Annotated in this window: 20 protein-coding genes and 2 tRNA genes (1 of these 22 running past the window's edge); 1 reads left to right on the top strand and 21 read right to left on the bottom strand. The window is 42.5% G+C overall.

Translation table 11 applies throughout. From position 1 onward, the window contains the following. Nucleotides 1-22: 22 nt before the first annotated feature. The 12 genes from MP387_RS00860 to tgt all read right to left on the bottom strand — a co-directional run bounded on the left by MP387_RS00860 (nucleotide 23) and on the right by tgt (nucleotide 9,320). Nucleotides 23-613 (bottom strand): class I SAM-dependent methyltransferase, encoded by a 591-nt coding sequence (locus tag MP387_RS00860; protein ID WP_242746972.1) that lies wholly within the window; start codon nucleotides 611-613, stop codon nucleotides 23-25. Between the two features lie 32 nt (nucleotides 614-645). After that, the gene (gene comGG / locus MP387_RS00855) at nucleotides 646-1,059 is read right to left on the bottom strand and encodes a competence type IV pilus minor pilin ComGG (RefSeq protein ID WP_242746969.1); all 414 of its coding nucleotides are present in this window, start codon (nucleotides 1,057-1,059) and stop codon (nucleotides 646-648) included. Continuing rightward, a complete protein-coding gene (gene comGF / locus MP387_RS00850; protein WP_242746966.1) occupies nucleotides 1,037-1,498 on the bottom strand; it encodes a competence type IV pilus minor pilin ComGF in 462 nt (153 codons plus the stop codon). The genes comGG and comGF overlap by 23 nt, the downstream gene beginning before the upstream one ends. Further along, complete coding sequence (comGE, locus tag MP387_RS00845) at nucleotides 1,461-1,763, bottom strand: competence type IV pilus minor pilin ComGE (RefSeq protein ID WP_242746963.1); 303 nt, start codon at nucleotides 1,761-1,763, stop codon at nucleotides 1,461-1,463. Before comGE ends, comGF begins: the two co-directional genes overlap by 38 nt. Continuing rightward, nucleotides 1,726-2,160, bottom strand: a complete 435-nt coding sequence (gene comGD, locus MP387_RS00840) for a competence type IV pilus minor pilin ComGD (protein ID WP_242746960.1) — start codon at nucleotides 2,158-2,160, stop codon at nucleotides 1,726-1,728. The genes comGE and comGD overlap by 38 nt, the downstream gene beginning before the upstream one ends. Next, nucleotides 2,123-2,446, bottom strand: coding sequence for a competence type IV pilus major pilin ComGC (gene comGC, locus MP387_RS00835; protein ID WP_000735798.1), 324 nt, complete (start codon nucleotides 2,444-2,446; stop codon nucleotides 2,123-2,125). The genes comGD and comGC overlap by 38 nt, the downstream gene beginning before the upstream one ends. Before the next feature lies 1 nt (nucleotide 2,447). After that, the gene (gene comGB, locus MP387_RS00830; protein WP_242748017.1) at nucleotides 2,448-3,464 is read right to left on the bottom strand and encodes a competence type IV pilus assembly protein ComGB; all 1,017 of its coding nucleotides are present in this window, start codon (nucleotides 3,462-3,464) and stop codon (nucleotides 2,448-2,450) included. Further along, nucleotides 3,412-4,353 carry a competence type IV pilus ATPase ComGA gene (gene comGA / locus MP387_RS00825; protein WP_242746934.1) on the bottom strand — a complete coding sequence of 314 codons (942 nt, stop codon included), beginning with the start codon at nucleotides 4,351-4,353 and terminating at the stop codon, nucleotides 3,412-3,414. The genes comGB and comGA overlap by 53 nt, the downstream gene beginning before the upstream one ends. Nucleotides 4,354-4,416: 63 nt before the next feature. Next, entirely contained in the window at nucleotides 4,417-4,782 is a 366-nt protein-coding gene (locus tag MP387_RS00820; RefSeq protein WP_000286396.1) for a DUF1033 family protein, read from the bottom strand. A gap of 152 nt (nucleotides 4,783-4,934) precedes the next feature. Beyond that, the gene (nagA, locus tag MP387_RS00815) at nucleotides 4,935-6,086 is read right to left on the bottom strand and encodes an N-acetylglucosamine-6-phosphate deacetylase (protein WP_001134442.1); all 1,152 of its coding nucleotides are present in this window, start codon (nucleotides 6,084-6,086) and stop codon (nucleotides 4,935-4,937) included. A 140-nt stretch (nucleotides 6,087-6,226) separates the two neighbouring features. Then, nucleotides 6,227-8,044, bottom strand: coding sequence for an acyltransferase family protein (locus tag MP387_RS00810; protein WP_242746929.1), 1,818 nt, complete (start codon nucleotides 8,042-8,044; stop codon nucleotides 6,227-6,229). A gap of 133 nt (nucleotides 8,045-8,177) precedes the next feature. Beyond that, a complete protein-coding gene (tgt, locus tag MP387_RS00805) occupies nucleotides 8,178-9,320 on the bottom strand; it encodes a tRNA guanosine(34) transglycosylase Tgt (RefSeq protein WP_001285249.1) in 1,143 nt (380 codons plus the stop codon). A gap of 116 nt (nucleotides 9,321-9,436) precedes the next feature. Between tgt and MP387_RS00800 the strand changes: the two genes are divergently transcribed. Further along, a complete protein-coding gene (locus tag MP387_RS00800) occupies nucleotides 9,437-10,294 on the top strand; it encodes a DUF975 family protein (RefSeq protein ID WP_242746926.1) in 858 nt (285 codons plus the stop codon). Between the two features lie 40 nt (nucleotides 10,295-10,334). Here the strand turns inward: MP387_RS00800 and MP387_RS00795 are convergent, their stop codons facing one another. The 9 genes from MP387_RS00795 to MP387_RS00755 form a co-directional block, all read right to left on the bottom strand. Beyond that, entirely contained in the window at nucleotides 10,335-10,697 is a 363-nt protein-coding gene (locus MP387_RS00795) for a DUF1304 domain-containing protein (RefSeq protein ID WP_125441827.1), read from the bottom strand. Between the two features lie 10 nt (nucleotides 10,698-10,707). Then, on the bottom strand, nucleotides 10,708-11,133 hold the full coding sequence (locus MP387_RS00790) for a MarR family winged helix-turn-helix transcriptional regulator (RefSeq protein WP_242746921.1): 426 nt from the start codon (nucleotides 11,131-11,133) through the stop codon (nucleotides 10,708-10,710). Nucleotides 11,134-11,329: 196 nt separating this feature from the next. Beyond that, nucleotides 11,330-12,556 carry a LysM peptidoglycan-binding domain-containing protein gene (locus tag MP387_RS00785; protein WP_242746916.1) on the bottom strand — a complete coding sequence of 409 codons (1,227 nt, stop codon included), beginning with the start codon at nucleotides 12,554-12,556 and terminating at the stop codon, nucleotides 11,330-11,332. A 174-nt stretch (nucleotides 12,557-12,730) separates the two neighbouring features. Continuing rightward, a complete protein-coding gene (locus tag MP387_RS00780) occupies nucleotides 12,731-13,342 on the bottom strand; it encodes an HAD family hydrolase (protein WP_242746914.1) in 612 nt (203 codons plus the stop codon). Nucleotides 13,343-13,345: 3 nt separating this feature from the next. Continuing rightward, a complete protein-coding gene (locus MP387_RS00775) occupies nucleotides 13,346-14,626 on the bottom strand; it encodes an MATE family efflux transporter (RefSeq protein WP_242746911.1) in 1,281 nt (426 codons plus the stop codon). A gap of 60 nt (nucleotides 14,627-14,686) precedes the next feature. Beyond that, nucleotides 14,687-16,171 carry a threonine synthase gene (gene thrC / locus MP387_RS00770; RefSeq protein ID WP_242746907.1) on the bottom strand — a complete coding sequence of 495 codons (1,485 nt, stop codon included), beginning with the start codon at nucleotides 16,169-16,171 and terminating at the stop codon, nucleotides 14,687-14,689. A gap of 75 nt (nucleotides 16,172-16,246) precedes the next feature. Then, nucleotides 16,247-17,524 carry a glutamate-cysteine ligase family protein gene (locus MP387_RS00765; RefSeq protein WP_242746905.1) on the bottom strand — a complete coding sequence of 426 codons (1,278 nt, stop codon included), beginning with the start codon at nucleotides 17,522-17,524 and terminating at the stop codon, nucleotides 16,247-16,249. A gap of 184 nt (nucleotides 17,525-17,708) precedes the next feature. After that, a tRNA-Leu gene (locus MP387_RS00760) sits at nucleotides 17,709-17,792 on the bottom strand. A gap of 9 nt (nucleotides 17,793-17,801) precedes the next feature. Continuing rightward, nucleotides 17,802-17,834, bottom strand: a tRNA-Gln gene (locus MP387_RS00755) (it continues 39 nt past the right edge of the window).

Below are 17,834 nucleotides of genomic sequence, written 5' to 3'. Positions count from 1 at the left end.
CTGAAGAGAAAAAATCACTGCTTTAGTCAGCGAGTGATTTTTGGGCTACAGTTAAAAAGAGCTCTGCGTAATTTCCTAGGAAAAGACCTTCAGCACTATAGAGAATCTGACTGTCAATGCTTGAAAAACCAAATTGGGCGAGCTTGATTTCCAGTTCAGCTAAATCAAAACCATGATGGTTGGTATCTGTCTTGACAAAATCAGCAATGAGGACCTGTCCATTCTCCCTAAGGTGATGGTGAAACATGGCAAGAGTCGCATCTAGATCAGGCATATGATGAAGAACTCGACTGACAACAATTATGTCAAATTGCTGCTCCAAGGGATTTGCCAGTAAATCCTGCTCCAAGAGTTGAAGATTCCTGATTTCTTGTTCCTCTGCTTTCAAACGGGCTTGCTCCAGCATTTTCTCCGAGATGTCTACAAGGGTAACCGACTGGGCTTGCTTAGCTAGAGGCAAGGCTAACAGACCCGTCCCACCACCAAAGTCCAGTATTGCCTTGTCTGATAGAAAATCAATCTGTGCTTCAACTGCTTGACAAACCAAGTTTGCAAGGAAGATATTTTTAGGGGAATCAAAGGTTTCTGCTTTGTGATTAAAATCGTGTTTCATGTTTTTAGTTTAGCACAAAGTAGTTGAATTGACTAGGAATTATCTTTCTTTTCAGGCTTTTCTTCTGATTTTTTCTTCCCTGCTTGATTGCTTGAATCAGTCGCTACCTCTTCCTTTTTAGCTGTTTTCTTTTCTTGGGTTTTCAGCGGAGGAAAGAGAAATTCATAATTGCCCTTATTCATACGAACACTTGTTTCAAAACCTGTTTTCGTATTGTGATACCTGACTTTTCCTAAGTTAAAGACTCGTTCTCCACTTTCTTGTTCAACCTTATCTTTACTTCGCTTGGCCATGGCAAAAGCTGCCAACTTTTCTTTGTTTAGGGCAAAGTCTTTGTGATGGGCTACTTGCCGATTTAAATAAAACTGCAACAAAAGACTAAAGATAGCTGCCATGGTGACTGCATATAAAAGAACGCCTGCCTTAACTTTTTGCTTTTTCCACACGATAGATGAACTCCCTTTCTAAACCCTTTTGAAATTGGAAACGAAAGCGAACTAATTGATTTTCCTCTGTAATCTGTGCTGATTTGAGTCCATAAACCATAGGTTGGTAGCCCCGTCCGCTGGTATCGGTCTTCCGAAAATCATCCGATTTAGACTTCCCTATAGATACATCCTTACCATCCTGTTTCATGTAGAGGCGATTGGCTTCCACCTTTTCAAACTGCGAACGCTCTAACTCTACCTCCAGTTGATCCACAAACAAGAGCCACTCCTTTTGCTCGCTTTGCTGCTGGTAACGAACTTCTGAAATGAGGAGCTGACTCATAGCTTGAAAAAGGAGCAAGCCTCCGCTAATGACGATAAGGGCAATCAGAGATTCTAATAGAGTGAACGCTCTTACCTTACTGCTCTTTAAGGTCGAGCAACTTCTCTGAACCATGGTAGACCTCCAATCCCTTTTCACTAGCAAACACCTGAACCTCCACTCCGTTTATGTTTACCTGATTTTGACCTGTCTGCAGAGCCATCTTCGCCACACGCAAGACTTCTTCCTTTTGCAAGATTTCTGCCTCTTCTTGTCTATTTTTCTGGATTTGTCCCAAAAGAAGGGTCGCAATGCTGGCAAACACAGCCAAAGCTACTACCGCTTCCATTAAAATCACTGCCTTAATTTTTTGTTTCCTTAATGCGTTTAATTTTTCCATTTCCTAGATATAATTGATAGCGAATCGCTCCTTTGCTGGTCTGAAATTCAACCTTAGCCAGGGACGAATTGCCCCCAGCTCGGTCAAATATAATGCTTTGTCCTGATGGTGCCTGAATTCCTTTAGGAACGGTCAAGTTTTGACTCCCATTGCTGATTGTCTGTCCATCTAAGTTCAGACTGGTCTTTTGCTGACTGGCTAGACTGCGTTTTTGCGTTTCACGATAGAGTTCTTCAAACTCCATAAAGAAAACCTGCTCCTCTACCGCTGCAAAACTGGACTGGACAGAGCCAGACAATCCTAAACCAAGGATACTCACAAGTCCCAAAACTAAGAGACTTTCCAGCATAGTAAAGGCCTTAATCTGCAACAGTTTGACTTGTTTTTTGTTTTGCATGGTAGTCTTTATAAGCTTTAGCTTGCTCAGCTGTGATACGGCCGTCCGCTTGTAATTTGCTGAGGCTGGCATCATCATTTTTATCCAAACGATAAAGTTCTGCCTGGCTTTCCACGACCTTGACAACAGCAGCTTTTCCTTTGTCATCTACGGCATCCTTTTGCTTGGTCAAATTGGGCACAAAGAGCAAGAGAAGAACACTGATGATAAGCAAAACCACTAACATTTCTACCAAAGTGAAAGCTTTAACCTTGGCTTTTTTTAAATTGGTCATGAGTTTTTTCATTTTAAAAATTTACCTCCATATTTTGATACATGGGCATAAGCATTGCCGCATAAAGTAAAACAATAATCAGGGCCACAAAGATAAAAACCAGTGGCTGTACCAGATTCATGGTACGATTAACTCGGGTAAAAAAGGCTTCCCAAGTTTTTTCAGCATAGATTTCCAACTCACTCCCCAGCTTGGACTTGACTTCTCCATACTCGATGATGAGACTCAACTCCTTCTTAAAGAAAGGATAGGTCGCTATGGTTTGAGAAAATTCGCGGCCATTTTGCAGGGCTTGAGCCAAATCTTGACCGATTTCTTTAAAGAGCTGGGAGCCTTGTTCCTGCATGATCTGAAAAATCTGCGTCAGCTCCATCCCCTGTGAAATCATATTGCCCCATTCACGCGCATAATAGGCCGTCAGATAGGTCTGGACAAAGATTCCTAGAAAGGGAATCCGTGCCAACATCGAGAAAACCCGCATCTTGGAACTTCTTTTGTAGAAAGTGAGAGCTAAAAGCAAAGATAGAGAGCAAACCAACACTAGTCCCAGAAATATTTGTGGCAGATTGCCGATGATTTGGGTGGCGATATTGCTACTGTCCAGTTGGGGGAGCAAATAATTCCTGAGCCCCAACATGATTAGCAGGAGAAATCCCAGCAAAATCAGGGGATAAGTCGCCACTTCGATTAACTTTTTCTTGACCTTGGCCAAATTATCCAGATATTCTTCTATCTTTCCCAAACTCAGGTGAAGATTTCCATGTACTTCAGCTAGAGATAATTGGGTCACAATAGCACTTGAAAAACCCAAGCTGTCCATCATCTCTGAAAAAGATTTCCCATGAGACAATCCTTGGTGCATCTGGGCCACATAGTCCTTTTCCAGCAAAGCACTTCTGCCCAAGAAAGAAATAATTTCCACCAAATGAAAGCCACTGGAGAAGAGGTTGTTAAACAAGGTAATGATTTTCTTCTGCTTAGCTGTAGCTAATTTTTTCCGTTTCAGCCTGAAGACTTGTGATATGTCCATCTTTAAGAAGCTGATCAATCTGCTCATTCCAGCTAGTTGGCTGGTGTTCTTGATAGTCTTTGTTTGCAAAGTCAAGGATTCCTCCTCCCCCGATTAATCTCTGGTAGCAGACTCCTTGCAGGACAACTGCTAGTTCCTCCTCCGTCACACCCAACTCCAGAAGGCGTTCATAAACACCTCGGATACTCTTGGCATGAATAGTTGAAAAGACTGTCGCCCCTGTCAAACTGGCTCTGACAACCGCACGCGCCGTCTCACTATCCCGAATTTCACCAATAATCAAGAGGTCCGGACGATGCCGGAGAGACAGTTTGATCAGATTTTCATAGGTCAAGCCAATCGCTTCATTTAACTGCAACTGGAGCATGTCTTCCTGCTTGATCTCGACAGGATCTTCAATGGACATGACCTGTTGCCCCATAAACAGAGACTTGGCTAATTCATGCATCAGAGTCGTCTTGCCACTGCCGACTGGGCCAGCAAAGAGATAGAGGCCCCGTTGCCTGTACTGTTCACCCAGTTCGTTCATATCCTGAAACCAGAATTGCAGGTCCTTCTCCTCATCGTGCAACAAACGAATGACCAAACTCTCATGCCCCCGATAATCTCCCACGGTAGACAAACGCAGAGAAGACACCTTCTCCCCATGCTGATAGTCGCAAGATCCCAGCTGACTACGTCTCTTCTCTCCTACATTCATACCCGCTACAAACTTAAAATGACTAATCACAGCAGCTAAAATATCAAACTCATAGGAGTCAACGAGACACCGCTCGTCTCCAACCCGCATGTGAAGCTCATAGGACTTTTCCTTGGGGATAAAATAGATATCCTGGGCCTTCTTTTCTTTCGCAGTAGCAATAATTTTCTGTGCAATTTCTTGTACCATACCGCCCTCCTTATCTAACTATTCGCAAAAAAATAAAAAAAGCAACTTAAAAAGTTACTTTTTTTATCTCCATTTCATACGGCAAGAACGGTGCTTTTCTTGACCTGTTTGTTTTTCATAGCCTGGACGTAGCTTTTCATCGGGGATGACTTGCTCATCCTGTAAAAGTGCCAAAGAATGGTACTGTTGCAAATACTCATCACACTCATCACACCAGCGTTTATCAGCAGGATCCCAAAAGATAGTCATCAAATCACTCCGACTCTTATAAAGAGGATTCTTCTTTTCCAGCTCAAACCAGCATGATTTATAATATTTTAGAGCATCATAATACTTGTCAAAAGATTGACTCATGATGACATCTTCTTCCCAACCTTCTATGAACCACCACGGTTCAAAATCCCCATACATTTCTATAACACGATACATTCTTACTACTTCCTTTGTATCGTATATTATATCTAATTTTTTATTACAAGAAAAGGATTTTGCTTGCCTTTCCCTTTAGGAAGACTTCTTTAAATACCTTTTCAGCCTATCATAAAAATAGGAGTCCTTTATTGACCCCTATTTTTATCTTCTTAGGCTTGATAACGTTTCACACCATCTAGATAAGTTGCTACCAATTCCAAATCTTTATCTAGTACGATAAAGTCGGCATCGTAACCTTCACGGATTTGGCCACAGACATCATCGATGTGAACAGATTTTGCTGGGTTGAGGCTAGCCATCATGACTGCTTCATGCGGATTCGCAATGCCCCATTCGACCACATTTTTCAAACCATCTTTGAGTTTGAGGATAGAACCTGCCAAATTGCCTGTAGATTTGAGGCGAGCAGTTCCATTAGCAACTACTACCGGGAATTCTCCCAACATGTAGTCGCCGTCTTCCAAGCCACCAGCTGTCATACAGTCTGTGATAAGGGCGATATTTTCAGTTCCTTTTTGCTTGAGCAAAATGTCACAGGCCTTTGGATCTACATGGTGACCATCACAAATCAATTCTGCGTAAGTATGTGGCAATTCATACATGGCTCCCACCATACCGAGTTCACGGTGAGTCAACCCACGCATTCCATTGTAGGCATGTACCCAAACACTCGCTCCAGCATCGACTGCTTTTTTAGCTTCATCAAAAGTCGCATTGGAGTGTCCAAGAGCAACAGTCACACCTTCGCCCGTAATCGTACGAACAAAGTCTTCTACACCTTCACGTTCTGGTGCAAGGGCGATTTTATTGAGCAAGCCATTGGCTGCTTTTTGCCAAGCACGAAACTCATCCATACGAGGATCTTTCATGTAAGCAGGGTTTTGAGCTCCCTTGTATTTCTCTGTGAAATATGGCCCTTCAAAATAAATCCCACGAATCTTGGCTCCACTTGCTTCCTGGTAACGAGCACCGATATTTTCTGTTACTGCAAGCAACTGCTCGTAAGAGGAAGTCAAGGTCGTTGGCAAGAAGCTGGTAACACCTGTGCTAAGCAATCCTTCACTCATGGTATGAAGGGTTCCTTCGATATTATTATCCATGACATCGACACCGCCAAATCCATGAATATGGGTATCCACAAGTCCTGGGGCAATGCTATAACCGGTATAGTCAATCACCTCAGCTCCTTCAGGAATCTGTTCTACATGTTTACCAAACTTGCCATCCACAAGTTCCAAGTAACCGCCACGACGAACTCCGTGTGGGTAGAAAAACTGATCCGCTTTAATATAATTAGGCATAATGATAACCTCCTTGATAGATTGATTCTAGAATTTATTATGTCAATTACATTATAAACCTTTCTTTTTCATTTGTAAATGGTATAGACCTATTTTTCGTGGATATTTTAAAAGAGCTGGATTTCTCCAACTCTTTAATCTTATTTTGATTTTACAGGCAGTTCTTGAGCAGCCTTAACAGCAGCAGCAATCGTTTCTGCGTAAAGTTTAGCACCTTCTTCAATCATGTTGCTATCATTCCCAAAGTGGACTTGGTCGGTTCCAGCCCAGATTTCAGGGTGCTCCTTAGCAACTTTATTCCAGTCAGCGATGCTCACGTAAGGATTCTTTTCAGCTAATTCCCGCGCATAAGCCGCATACTGCTCCACTGATGTGTAAGTGTCCTTGCTCTTGTCTCCCTCATAAGGCGTCACCAGTATCAGATGGTGTCCTTTCGGTAGATTGTTCACGATGCTGTCCAAATCATTCTTGTAACCTTCAGGATTGTTGACTCCCGTTGCAATGACAACTGTTTTTAAAAGCGCCTTGTTCTGACTGTTATTGAGCATAATATCGTTGGCTTGCTTGGTCGTTCGACTAATCTGGGCATTGATATTTGCTTCAGGAAGTGCCTCTTGTAAGGCTGTATTGGCACGCAAGGCTACCGAATCTCCTATTAGGCTTGTTCCATCAGAAATTCCTAGACGACTCAGTTCAGCTTGTTCAGCAAGAGTCTTTGTTTGTCCTATATTAGTCTGGGCTTGTTTGAAACCATTGACCATCAAGTCTGTCTCAAAAGCTCCAACTTGAGGAGCCACAGCTATGATAATCAAGCTAATCAAGGTAAGAATGACAGCAGCACCAGCACTAATTGGTTTAATATGAGGCAATCGACTAATCTTCCGTATTAAAGGATTGGATTTACCGGCAATCAATGGCTCAATAATATAGAAGGATAGGATAGCAAAGAAATAAGAAAAGATGATTGTCAGAATAACAGCAGGCAGATTACTCATCAGCTGAGAAAAGATAATATAAAAAGGCCAGTGGAAGAGATAAACCGCGTAGCTGGTATCCGCTAAAAATGTAATGATCCGAGGTTCTTGTATCTCAGGCGTTTTCTCATGCAAGACACGCGCAGCAAAAATCATGGTCACTGCCGCTAAACTTGCTAGCAAGAAGCCAAATAAGTACGCAAACAGGTAGGTGAACTTGACAAAGAAAGTCAAGAGCACTAACACCAAAAGCCCCGCAGCAAATACCAGTAGATTCTGACGAAGGTCCCACATCCGGTCAAACTGCTTGACTAAATCGCTCGTCTGACGAACCCCCACAACTGTTGCCAAAATGCTTCCTAAAAAGAAGGGATAGACATGGGTCAAACTTGAAAAGTAGACAGATGAATAGGAACTCGCCATTAGACTACCAATAAACATAGAGAAAAAGCTAATGATGAAAGCTCCAGCAGAAAGGAGAAAGACCATCCCTCTCAATTGACTACTAGATTTTGAACGTTTCGATAAGAACCAAACCGCTAAGCCCCAAAGGATATAGTAGTGAACCTCAACAGCTAGACTCCAGTTGTGAACAAAGAGATGCGGAATGAACTGGGATTCATAACTGCCTCCTGTTAACATTTCGTAGAAGTTGGTCATAAAACCGAGAACTCCAGCAATCTGGCCACCAATTCCAGCAACATAGTCTTGACGAACCAAGAAAGTAAAAGGCATGGTCACCAAAACCATCAGCACCACAGGTGGCACGATGCGGTAAAACCGTCTCTTAAAAAAGCCCAGCAAATCGATCTGGCGTGCCTTCCCAAATTCTTCTAAAAGGAGGGAGGTGATCAAAAATCCTGAAAAAGTGAAAAAGACATCTACCCCAAAGAATCCTCCAGGAAAGATCGTTTGAAAGAAGTGGTACAAAAGCACCAAAAGTAAACCTGTAATCCTAATCAAGGAAAACCATTTAATACGCATACGAGTCTATTCTCCATTAAATTAGGAAGCAAAACACCACCTAATTTCCATTCCATTATACTCCCTATTCTATCAAAAAAATAGGAAAAATCCTAAGAGAAAACTTAGGATTTTGGCATTCTATTTTTACACTTTAGAAATTGCGTCCTGACTTGTTGTAGCCATATTTTTCTACAAAATACTCACGAAATTCCAAGAGATTGTCATCCATGATGGCTTGGCGGACCTGCTTCATCAGATTGAGTAAGAAATAGAGATTGTGGTAGCTAGTCAAGCGGATACCGAAGGTTTCATCAGCCTTGAGCAAATGACGAAGGTAGGCGCGTGTGTAGTTCTTACATGTGTAGCAATCACACTCAGGATCCAGTGGCGTAAAATCTTCAGCGAATTGGGCATTCTTGACAACCAAACGACCTTGGCTGGTCATACAAGTTCCGTTACGAGCGATACGAGTCGGCAAGACACAGTCAAACATATCCACACCACGAATGACCCCATCGATCAAGCTGTCTGGCGCTCCCACTCCCATCAAATAGCGAGGTTTATTTTCAGGGAGAAGCTGGGTTGTGAAGTCCAAGACGGCATTCATCTCTTCATGCGTTTCTCCTACTGCCAAACCACCGATAGAGTACCCAGGGAAATCCATGCTGACAAGGTCATGAGCTGACTGACGGCGAAGGTCTTCAAAGCCTGCCCCCTGCACAATTCCAAACAAACCTTGATCCTGTGGACGACGATGAGCCTTCAAACCACGCTCAGCCCAACGGCTGGTACGTTCGATTGATTTCTTAACGTAGTCATAAGGTTGGTAAAACTGAGGACATTCGTCAAAGGACATCATGATGTCTGAACCCAGATTATTCTGAATAGAGATGGCCTTTTCTGGTGATAGGAACATCTTGGAGCCATTGAGATGGTTTTTAAAGGTTACTCCTTCTTCGGTGATATTTCGGCTATCTGCTAGGGAATAAACCTGGAAACCACCACTATCCGTCAAAATTGGCTGGTCCCAGTTCATAAATTTGTGGAGACCACCTGCGCGTGCGATGAGTTCATCTCCAGGACGAAGCCACAGATGATAGGTATTAGAGAGGATAATCCCTGATCCCATCTCCTTCAACTCCTCTGGTGACTGGGTTTTTACAGTAGCTTGGGTCCCAACTGGCATAAACATAGGCGTTGGAAAGGTACCGTGCGGGGTGATGATTTCTCCCAGACGAGCTCCCGTGTGTTTCTCTTTCTTAATCAAACGGTATTTGATTGGTGAATCTGACATTTTCTACCTCCGAAGCTGGGAAAGACAGTCCCAGTTCATACTTTGTGCCCAAAGGCATACTGTATGATTTTATCAAAAAAACCAGGAACTGTCACGAACTATGGTATAATGAAAGAATGAAATACCCAAAAATTGATTTAAAAACCATTCGTCTGCAGACGAGGCAGTTTCAGGCTGAAAATCCCCGCCTCTTTCTCGTCTATCTCTTACCTAGTATGCTGGTCATCTTGTCAGGCTTTCTCAACCCCTTGGCTCGTCTCCAAGAAAGTGTTTTAGAGCAATCATTTTTCAGCATGCTAGCACAAGTGCTCCAAGCCTATCTCTTCCCGCTAGTGGTTTCTTTTATGAGCACGATTTTTCTAGCAGGTGCTGCTTTTGCGACACTCCGACTCCTCAAGGATCCTGATACAGAACTCTCAGTAAAATCAAGCCTGGCCCTCTTTGCTGCAGAGCGCTTCTCGCAAACCTTCCTAACTCTGCTCCTCAAACGTTTCTACCTCTTTTTATGGAGCATTCCAAACTTAGTAGGCGTTTATTTTCTCTTTTATAGCAATCTCTTGGCTCGGAGATTTGTCGCCCTACATCCTGAATTTCCAAAATTAGACCTCTCATCCCTTGAAACGGAGCAGTTCCTTATGACCTTTGGCCTCTACTTTTTCGCGAGTCTCATCTTGATGATTGTAGGGAACATCCTCTATGTTCCGCAACATTATGCCTACTCGCAGGTAGAATTCCTCCTCTGCGACACTCTGGATTTAGGACAGGCTAAACCCCGTCAAATCCTGAAAACCAGCCGTTTCTTGATGAAAGGTTACAAATTCCAGCGCTTTGTCCTCGACCTACAACTACTCCCTTGGTACTTCCTCAACTGGCTCACTTTTGGAATTGCTAGTTTTTCAATCCTTCCCTATATCCAAAACAATCACATCTTCTTTTACAGAGCCCTACTAGCCCGTAAACGTCGAAATGTATAAGAGCATATAAAAACCAGCGTCCTGAACGACGCTGGTTTTCTTATTTCAAAAGTAACATACTTAGCAGAGTCAAAATAGCAGGCCCACCTTGCTTCAGAATAATCTTCTTGTCTGCCGTCAGAGAACCGTAGGTCGCTGCACCAAGCACAAATAAAACAAAGATGGTCACAATTTCCAAACTTTGTGAAAAATAAATCCCGTACAAGAGAAAGGCCCCTATCAAAGCATTATAAATTCCTTGATTTTTAAATAATGAACTCACTGAAGGACGAGCCAGTTCTTCCTTATCCACATTAAATACTCGACTAGTAGTATCTGATTGCGTAGCCACACTTTCCAAATAAAAAATGTAAAAATGCTCCAAGGCAACGATAGTTGCTAAAATAATTGTAAAAATAGACATATTCTTCTCCTTAAATTTCTATCTCTTCTAAGCCAGATATCAACTTTTCCAACAAGCGACTGAACTCTTCTCGCTCTCCTTTTGTAAGTACACTCTCCATCTGACTCTTTACGTTTATATGGTGTTGGGGAGAGTTGGTTATTAGTTGTTCTCTCGCAAAGTCTGTCGCTTCCACCAAAACCTCCCTCTGGTTTTCAGGATTCCGACGTCGATTAACCAAACCTTCCTTTTCCAAAATTTTAAAGTGCCTTGTCAAGGCAGCCTGATCAATCTTCAATCTATCCTGAACTGCTATTTGATTACACGGAGACTGATCGATTAAGAAACATAAGATTTGATAACGAGTCAGACTAATTCCCAATTGGCGTTCAAATAGTTGTGTCATTGACTGATCTGCTAATCGTAGTTGATACAGTAAATCATGGATTGCTACCATAAATCTTTCTCCTTTAAAGTTGATTTATCAACAATTGACTTATCAAGTATAATGCAACCCAAAAAATAAATCAAGTAATATGCTTACATTCTCTTGAAATATTACTCACTTCCTCATATTTATCCCTTTTACCCTAAAGGAATGACACAAAAAAAGAAGCGGGAACTCAATCAGTTCCCAACTTCCATTTTAATGATTAGTTCATTGAAACGTGAACGTGGTCATAGTGGTTTTCGGTTACGCTACCACGGTCTGGCATTGGATTCCACGTATAGGCTGGTCCATATTTACTATCATATGGAGCGTAGAAACGTTGTTTCCAGATGATATAGTTGATACCACGGCTAGCCATATTTTTGACTGCATATTCCGCGATTTGATCACCAAGTGCTGAACTCACTGGAACCATGAAGTCGATGGCCAAACCTTTACCATGGTCCCCACTGTCACCAGGACGGTAGCCACTAAAGGATGTAATCCCAAACAAGTTGGCTACTTCTTCTTTAAAGGCTGCAGTTTGTGGTTGAAGACCAGCATTCTCAGACTTAGCTACAGCAAGTCCTGCATAGTCAGGAGCCGCTGGAGCTGAATAAGTTCTTGAAGGAGTTTGGCTTTGCTCTGCTTGATAAGTCGAAGTTGCAGTGTCAGAAGTTGCTGTTGATGCTGCTGTTTCTTCTGCTGCACTTGATCCTGTTGTATCAGCAGGTGTTTCAGTTGTTGGAGCAGCTGCTACTGGTGCTTCTGCTGGAGTTGTTGCTACCGTTTCTTCGGTCGCTGGAGTCGCCACTTTTGGAGCTTCTTCAACTGGACTAGTTGTTTCTGCTACTGGTGTTTCTGCTACTGGTGCTTCCTCTGGAGTCGCTTCTGCTGTTTCTTCAGCTACTGGTGTTTCTGTAGATGGTGTCTCTTCAGCAACTGTCGCTGTCTCAGAAACTTCTGAACTTGACGCTACTTCTGCTGGTTTTTCAATCTCTGTTGCAGTTGGAGCTTCCTCAATCGGTTGAGAAAGGTCTTCTACTTGAACTGTTTGTTCATCGACTGTTACTTGGTTGGTCGTCAAATCAGCTGTCGCAGTCGTCACTTCTTCACTAGCGTCTGCTTGAGGAGTTTGGATTTCAACTTCCGTTACCTCTTCTGCCTCATTGACAGTTGTAGTGAGGACAGTATCTGGGAAAATCAAGTCCATATTGGTGATTTTGTTCAAATTAGCAAGAACGGTCACATCTACTCCCAAAGCTTCTGCAATCGTGCTCAGGGTATCACCATACTGAACTGTATAGCTGTTTTTGTTTTCGTTTTTCGTCACGTCATTTTGGATTTGCTCAACGGTACGAGCTGCCCAAGAGATTTCTTGAGCTTTAGCTCCTAATGCGGGAGCAAGAGATAAGGCTACTGTTGAGGCTAAAATAATTCTTTTCTTCATTCGTTCATATTCCTTTCAAATGAGTACCTGTCTATCATAACACAAAAAAAGCAGAAAAAAAGCCCTCTCGGGCCTATTTAACAGAACTGTCTATTCCCTGTAACAAACTCGATTACTTGAAATAGTTTGTTAGGTTTCTGTCATAAAACTGACACAATCTTCTCGCTCCTAATCCTAGAAAATACGAGGAATATCTGCCAGTGCTTGAATCCTGTGATTCACTTCATAAGACGACTCTAAAAAATTGATGCTTTGAAGGCCGCTATTCTGGGCAAATTCCACATCCAAAGTCCGGTCTCCTATATAGTAGGTGTTCTCAGGATCCAGCTGATACTTGTCTAGCAGATAGGTCGCCGCTTCTGGACTGGGCTTGCGCGCAAAGCCACTCTGACTGGTTAAAATCTCTTTGAAATAGAACTCTAACCCCAAGTCTCTTAAAATAGTAAGCGCATTGTCTCCCTTATGAGTATAGACAAACTGCTGAATCCCTGCTTGGTCTGCCCAAGCTAGCACTTCACGCGCACCTGGCATCAAAACCACCTGAGCATTCTTCTCAGCCAAACTCTGGGCACGCACCTGATTGAGCACTTCCGCATCGAGTTTTCGCTCTTCTGCCACCTGCTCCAGCAAATCCTGCACAGAGTACCTGAGGATAAACTCTCTCACTTTCTCCTTGTCATAAGGAATAGAAAACTGACCAAAGGTTTCCTCAATCCCTGACAAAATCGCTTCGTAAGAGTCCAATAAGGTTCCATCTAAATCCCAAATAAAAGCTGTTTTTTGCATTTCCTATCCTTTCAAGCTCATATAACTCTGGTAACGGTAGCGTAGAAATAACCATCGAAAACCATTGTCCAATAACGTTCCAGCCCAAATACCAGGTAAGCCCCAACCAAGCACAATCCCCATCAGATAGGCTGTCCCAATGCGGATACACCACATCCCGATACTTGTAGCATAAAAGGGGAGGCGAGCATTGCCCAAGCCCTGCCAAATTGCCGTATAAATAACTGTCCCTGTTGCCATGGGAGTCCCTAGTAGTGAGAAAAGTGCCACCAAAACGCTCGCTTCGACCGCAACAGGATCCGTCGTATAGAGGTGGGTCAGTGGTATTCCCAATGCATAGATGCTGAGTGTCAAGGGCAACATAAGGACGAAAGAAAGCCAAAAGGTTTGTTTGCTTACCTCGTCTACTCTTTTCCAGTTATTCTCTCCAACTGCTCGAGCCACCTGCATAACCGTTGCCGTAGCGACGCCAAAGGCAGGCATGTAGTTAAACTGGGTCAAGACTTCTCCGACCGCATTCCCCGCTACTGCCTCCGTCCCAAAAGAAACAACTAAGGCAATGATCACTACATCTCCAGCCCGCATCATGAGACGTTCTCCTGCCGCTGGGAAAGCCAAAGTCAATAGTTCCTTATCTAAACCAAAAGTCGGTTTCTCAAAAGGCAGCTTTAATTGCGACCACAAAATCACAAGACCGACTAAGCGAGACAAGATAGTCCCCCAAGCAACACCCGCTATGCCCATATCAAGGACAAAAATAGCTAGACTTGAAAAAAGAATATTCAAGGCATTGGATAAAAGACTAACATAGAGAGGTAGACGCGGATTATGCGTTGCACGAATCAAGGCACCTAGACTGGTCATCAAGCCCAAGAGAACAATCGATCCGCCTACCAAAGATAGGTAGAGTCCACCACTCTCGGCCACATCCTGCTCAGTTCCCAAGAGCCCTATCATCTCTTGCCCAGCAAAGAGCGATAAGGCGCCTAAAAGTGCACTCAGCAATAGGGTTATCTTGAGAGCCTCTGTCACGTGATAAGCCAACTTGGACTGATCTTTCTGCCCCAAACTTTTTGAAATAACACTGGAAATAGCAGCTCCCAGAGCGATAAAAATCGCCTGGTAAATGGTGATAATATTGCCAGCCACTGAAACACCTGAAATAGCGATCAAGCCCAAGTGGGCGACCAAGTAGCTGTCCACCATTCCCATGAGCATCTGCAAAAAGTTTTCACCCATAGCTGGCAATGCAATATTAAGAATGTCTTTATTTTTCTTAAACAATCCTTCCTCCTGATGAAAAGAAACTCAGTTGGTTTCCCAACCGAGTTTACTTCCTCTGTCTTAAAGTCCTAGATAAGCTTCAACCGCTGCTTGCATGTCAGCAGCTGCCACTGTTGTTTTATGACGAACTGGAGCTGTTTCAAGGCCATCAACCGCTGGTGGCACTTCCACTCCTGAGATTTCATGTAATTGAGCCAAGGCTTCAAAGTCTGTCAAGCCTGCTTTTCCTGTTACAGCTTCTACGGCAACCACTGGGAACTTGTATGGACTAGCTGTTGAAGCAATCACTGTCTTGGTTACATCGCCAGTAGCTACTTTGTATTTTCTATAAACTGCTGAGGCAACCGCCGTGTGGGGATCCTCAATGTAGGTATCTGTTTGATAAACACGTTTAATTTCTGCCGCAGTTTCTTCCTCAGTCGCATATTCAGCTACAAAAAGATCCAGAATCGCTGCATCAAAGTCTGTCAATTCATATTGTCCTTGTGTACTCAAGGCATTCATGAGTTCAGCTGTCTTAACCGCATCATTCCCTAAAAGATGGAAAATCAAACGCTCCAAGTTTGAAGATACTAAGATATCCATAGATGGACTAGTTGTTACCTTAAACTCACGTTTCTTGTCGTAAACACGTGTCTTGAAGAAGTCTGTCAAAACATTGTTGTCATTTGAAGCACAGATTAATTTGCCAACTGGAAGACCGATTTGTTTAGCATAAAAGGCAGCCAAAATATTTCCAAAGTTTCCTGTTGGTACTGTGAAGTTGACCTTTTCACCAGCCACAATCTCACCAGACTTGACCAACTGAGCGTAGGCATAAACATAATAAACAATCTGTGGTACCAAACGACCAATGTTCATAGAGTTAGCTGATGAAAATTGCAGTTTATTGGCAGCCAACTTTTCACGAAGAGCTACATCGTTGAACATGTGCTTCACATTGGTTTGCGCATCATCAAAGTTTCCATCGATAGCGATAACATGAGTATTGTCGCCAGTCTGAGTAGTCATTTGCAACTCTTGTACCTTGCTGACACCATCCTTTGGATAAAAAACGATAATCTCAGTACCAGGCACATCGGCAAACCCCGCCATAGCAGCTTTCCCAGTATCACCAGATGTCGCTGTCAAAATGACAATCTTGTTCTCCAAACCATGCTTTTTAGCGGCTGTCGTCATAAAGTATGGCAAGATAGACAAGGCCATATCCTTAAAGGCAATCGTTGAACCATGGAACAATTCCAAGTTGTATTGCCCATCCAGTTTCACCAATGGCGCAATAGCTGGAGTATCAAACTTGCTATCGTAGGCATTGTTGATACAGTAGTCCAACTCCTCAGCCGTAAAGTCATCTAAAAATGCTGATAAAACTAATTTAGCCACTTCTTGGTAAGAAGCATCTTTTAATGTGTCAAAGTCCAAATCCACCTTTGGATAAGTAAGCGGAGTAAACAGACCACCATCCGTCGCCAAACCTTGCAAAATAGCTTGGCTGGCAGTTACTGTATTATTGGCATCACGCGTTGATTGATAAACTAATGTCATGAATCTCTATCCTTTATCTATAGTCTCTTCCATTATATCACGATTTTTCAGAAAATTCTCCCTTTATAAGAGAAATTATAATCCCAATTCTTTCTTCAAAGGCTCTAAATAAACCATTTCTTGCTTATCTCTTTTCTCCAGTCCTTCCTCAGCTAGGATGAGTAAGTCTTTAGAAAACTCGAGAATCGCAGCTTCTTCCTGATCTGTAAGTTTCTTCTTAGAAAATTGTCGTCTTAAAAGCTTATAATCACGACCAGCTGTGGTAAAACATGGAGCAGTTCGCAAGTAAGCTTCAAGCTTGTCTAAATGAACCAACAAGCCCAAATGAAAGGCTGCAGAAGCAAAGGTCCTATCAAGCGGCTGAGTACACACACTACGAAACTCAACTGTTCCTCGAGTCGTTAAGTCTTGGTACTGGTAACTACGATGAGTTTGGAAATCCTCCTCCTGAGGATGAATTAACACCTCATCCCCATTAAGGGTAAATGCTTGGATTTCAGGTGTAGCCAAATAGTCCCTAGCCTGAATCGGATAAAAATAATAGGTCTGCCCATCACGCTCCGCAGTAAAAATCGCAGAATGATTTAGATAGTCAAAAAAATCATCCTCATCTTTAAATAGTCTAGAATTGACACCTACATTCTCTGGATAGATACCATGCATTGATTCTTCCCAAAAAATATCTCTCGAAATTTTGGTATCCCAATCTGCCCCTGAAAACTCAGAATTGGCAAACAAATAAGCTTTGGCAGCTTCAATTTGCGTAAAAGCATTGATAACACGCAGGTAGTTGGACCTTGAGACGTCTAGTTGAACCTGACTTCCACAAATAAAGGCACCATACTCAGGGAAATGATGTAAATCTGATTTAGTTACATTTCTACTCAAATTCAGATAATCCATCAACATCTGATAGCGGGGATAAGCCACTGGACAATTCTCATTTTTATCCCAGTTGGGATGGATGCCGCAGCCAACAATAGCATGATTAGCTTCACCCAACTTATTCTGAATCGTAGCCATATAGAAATCAAAGCGTTCTTCTACCTCTTGGATAGATTCGGCCTTTCCGAATGCAAACTCAATTGTCGTATAAGCAACCTCAAATAAGATCGTATCTTGGCTGACTGGATCAAGTAACTGAATTGGATTCCCAAAATCATCCACTTTTTCGATAGTAAATCCCAGTACTGATGGTAAATACCGAAAGAGATCCTTAACAACTTCACCATCTGTAGCCTTACCCTCTAAATTTACAATAGGATATTCTAACTCAATCCCAATAAATAAATCTGGGTTCTCTTTTATATTCTTTAAGTAACGTTTCTTTAGTAATTCAACAGACCGAGACATTAATCACCAAACTCTTTCATAATCAAAATAAATTGTGAATAAGTAATATTATACCAAAAATACACTAAAAATGACTAGAATAAGAAGAAAAAGATATTTCATCAGTTATCTGTACTTAAAGAAAAAATATCAAAATCTTCACTAAATCAAAAAACAAGGTCCGAAAACCTTGTCTTTATTACTATACCGGCGGCCGGGGTCGAACCGGCACGTCCTTGCGGACACTGGATTTTGAGTCCAGCGCGTCTGCCAATTCCGCCACGCCGGCAAATAGTAACTGGGGTAGCTGGATTCGAACCAACGCATGAGG

It is taken from the genome of Streptococcus oralis (genome assembly GCF_022749195.1).
Taxonomy (GTDB): domain Bacteria; phylum Bacillota; class Bacilli; order Lactobacillales; family Streptococcaceae; genus Streptococcus; species Streptococcus oralis_CI.
This window is presented reverse-complemented; position numbering and strand designations above follow the sequence as displayed.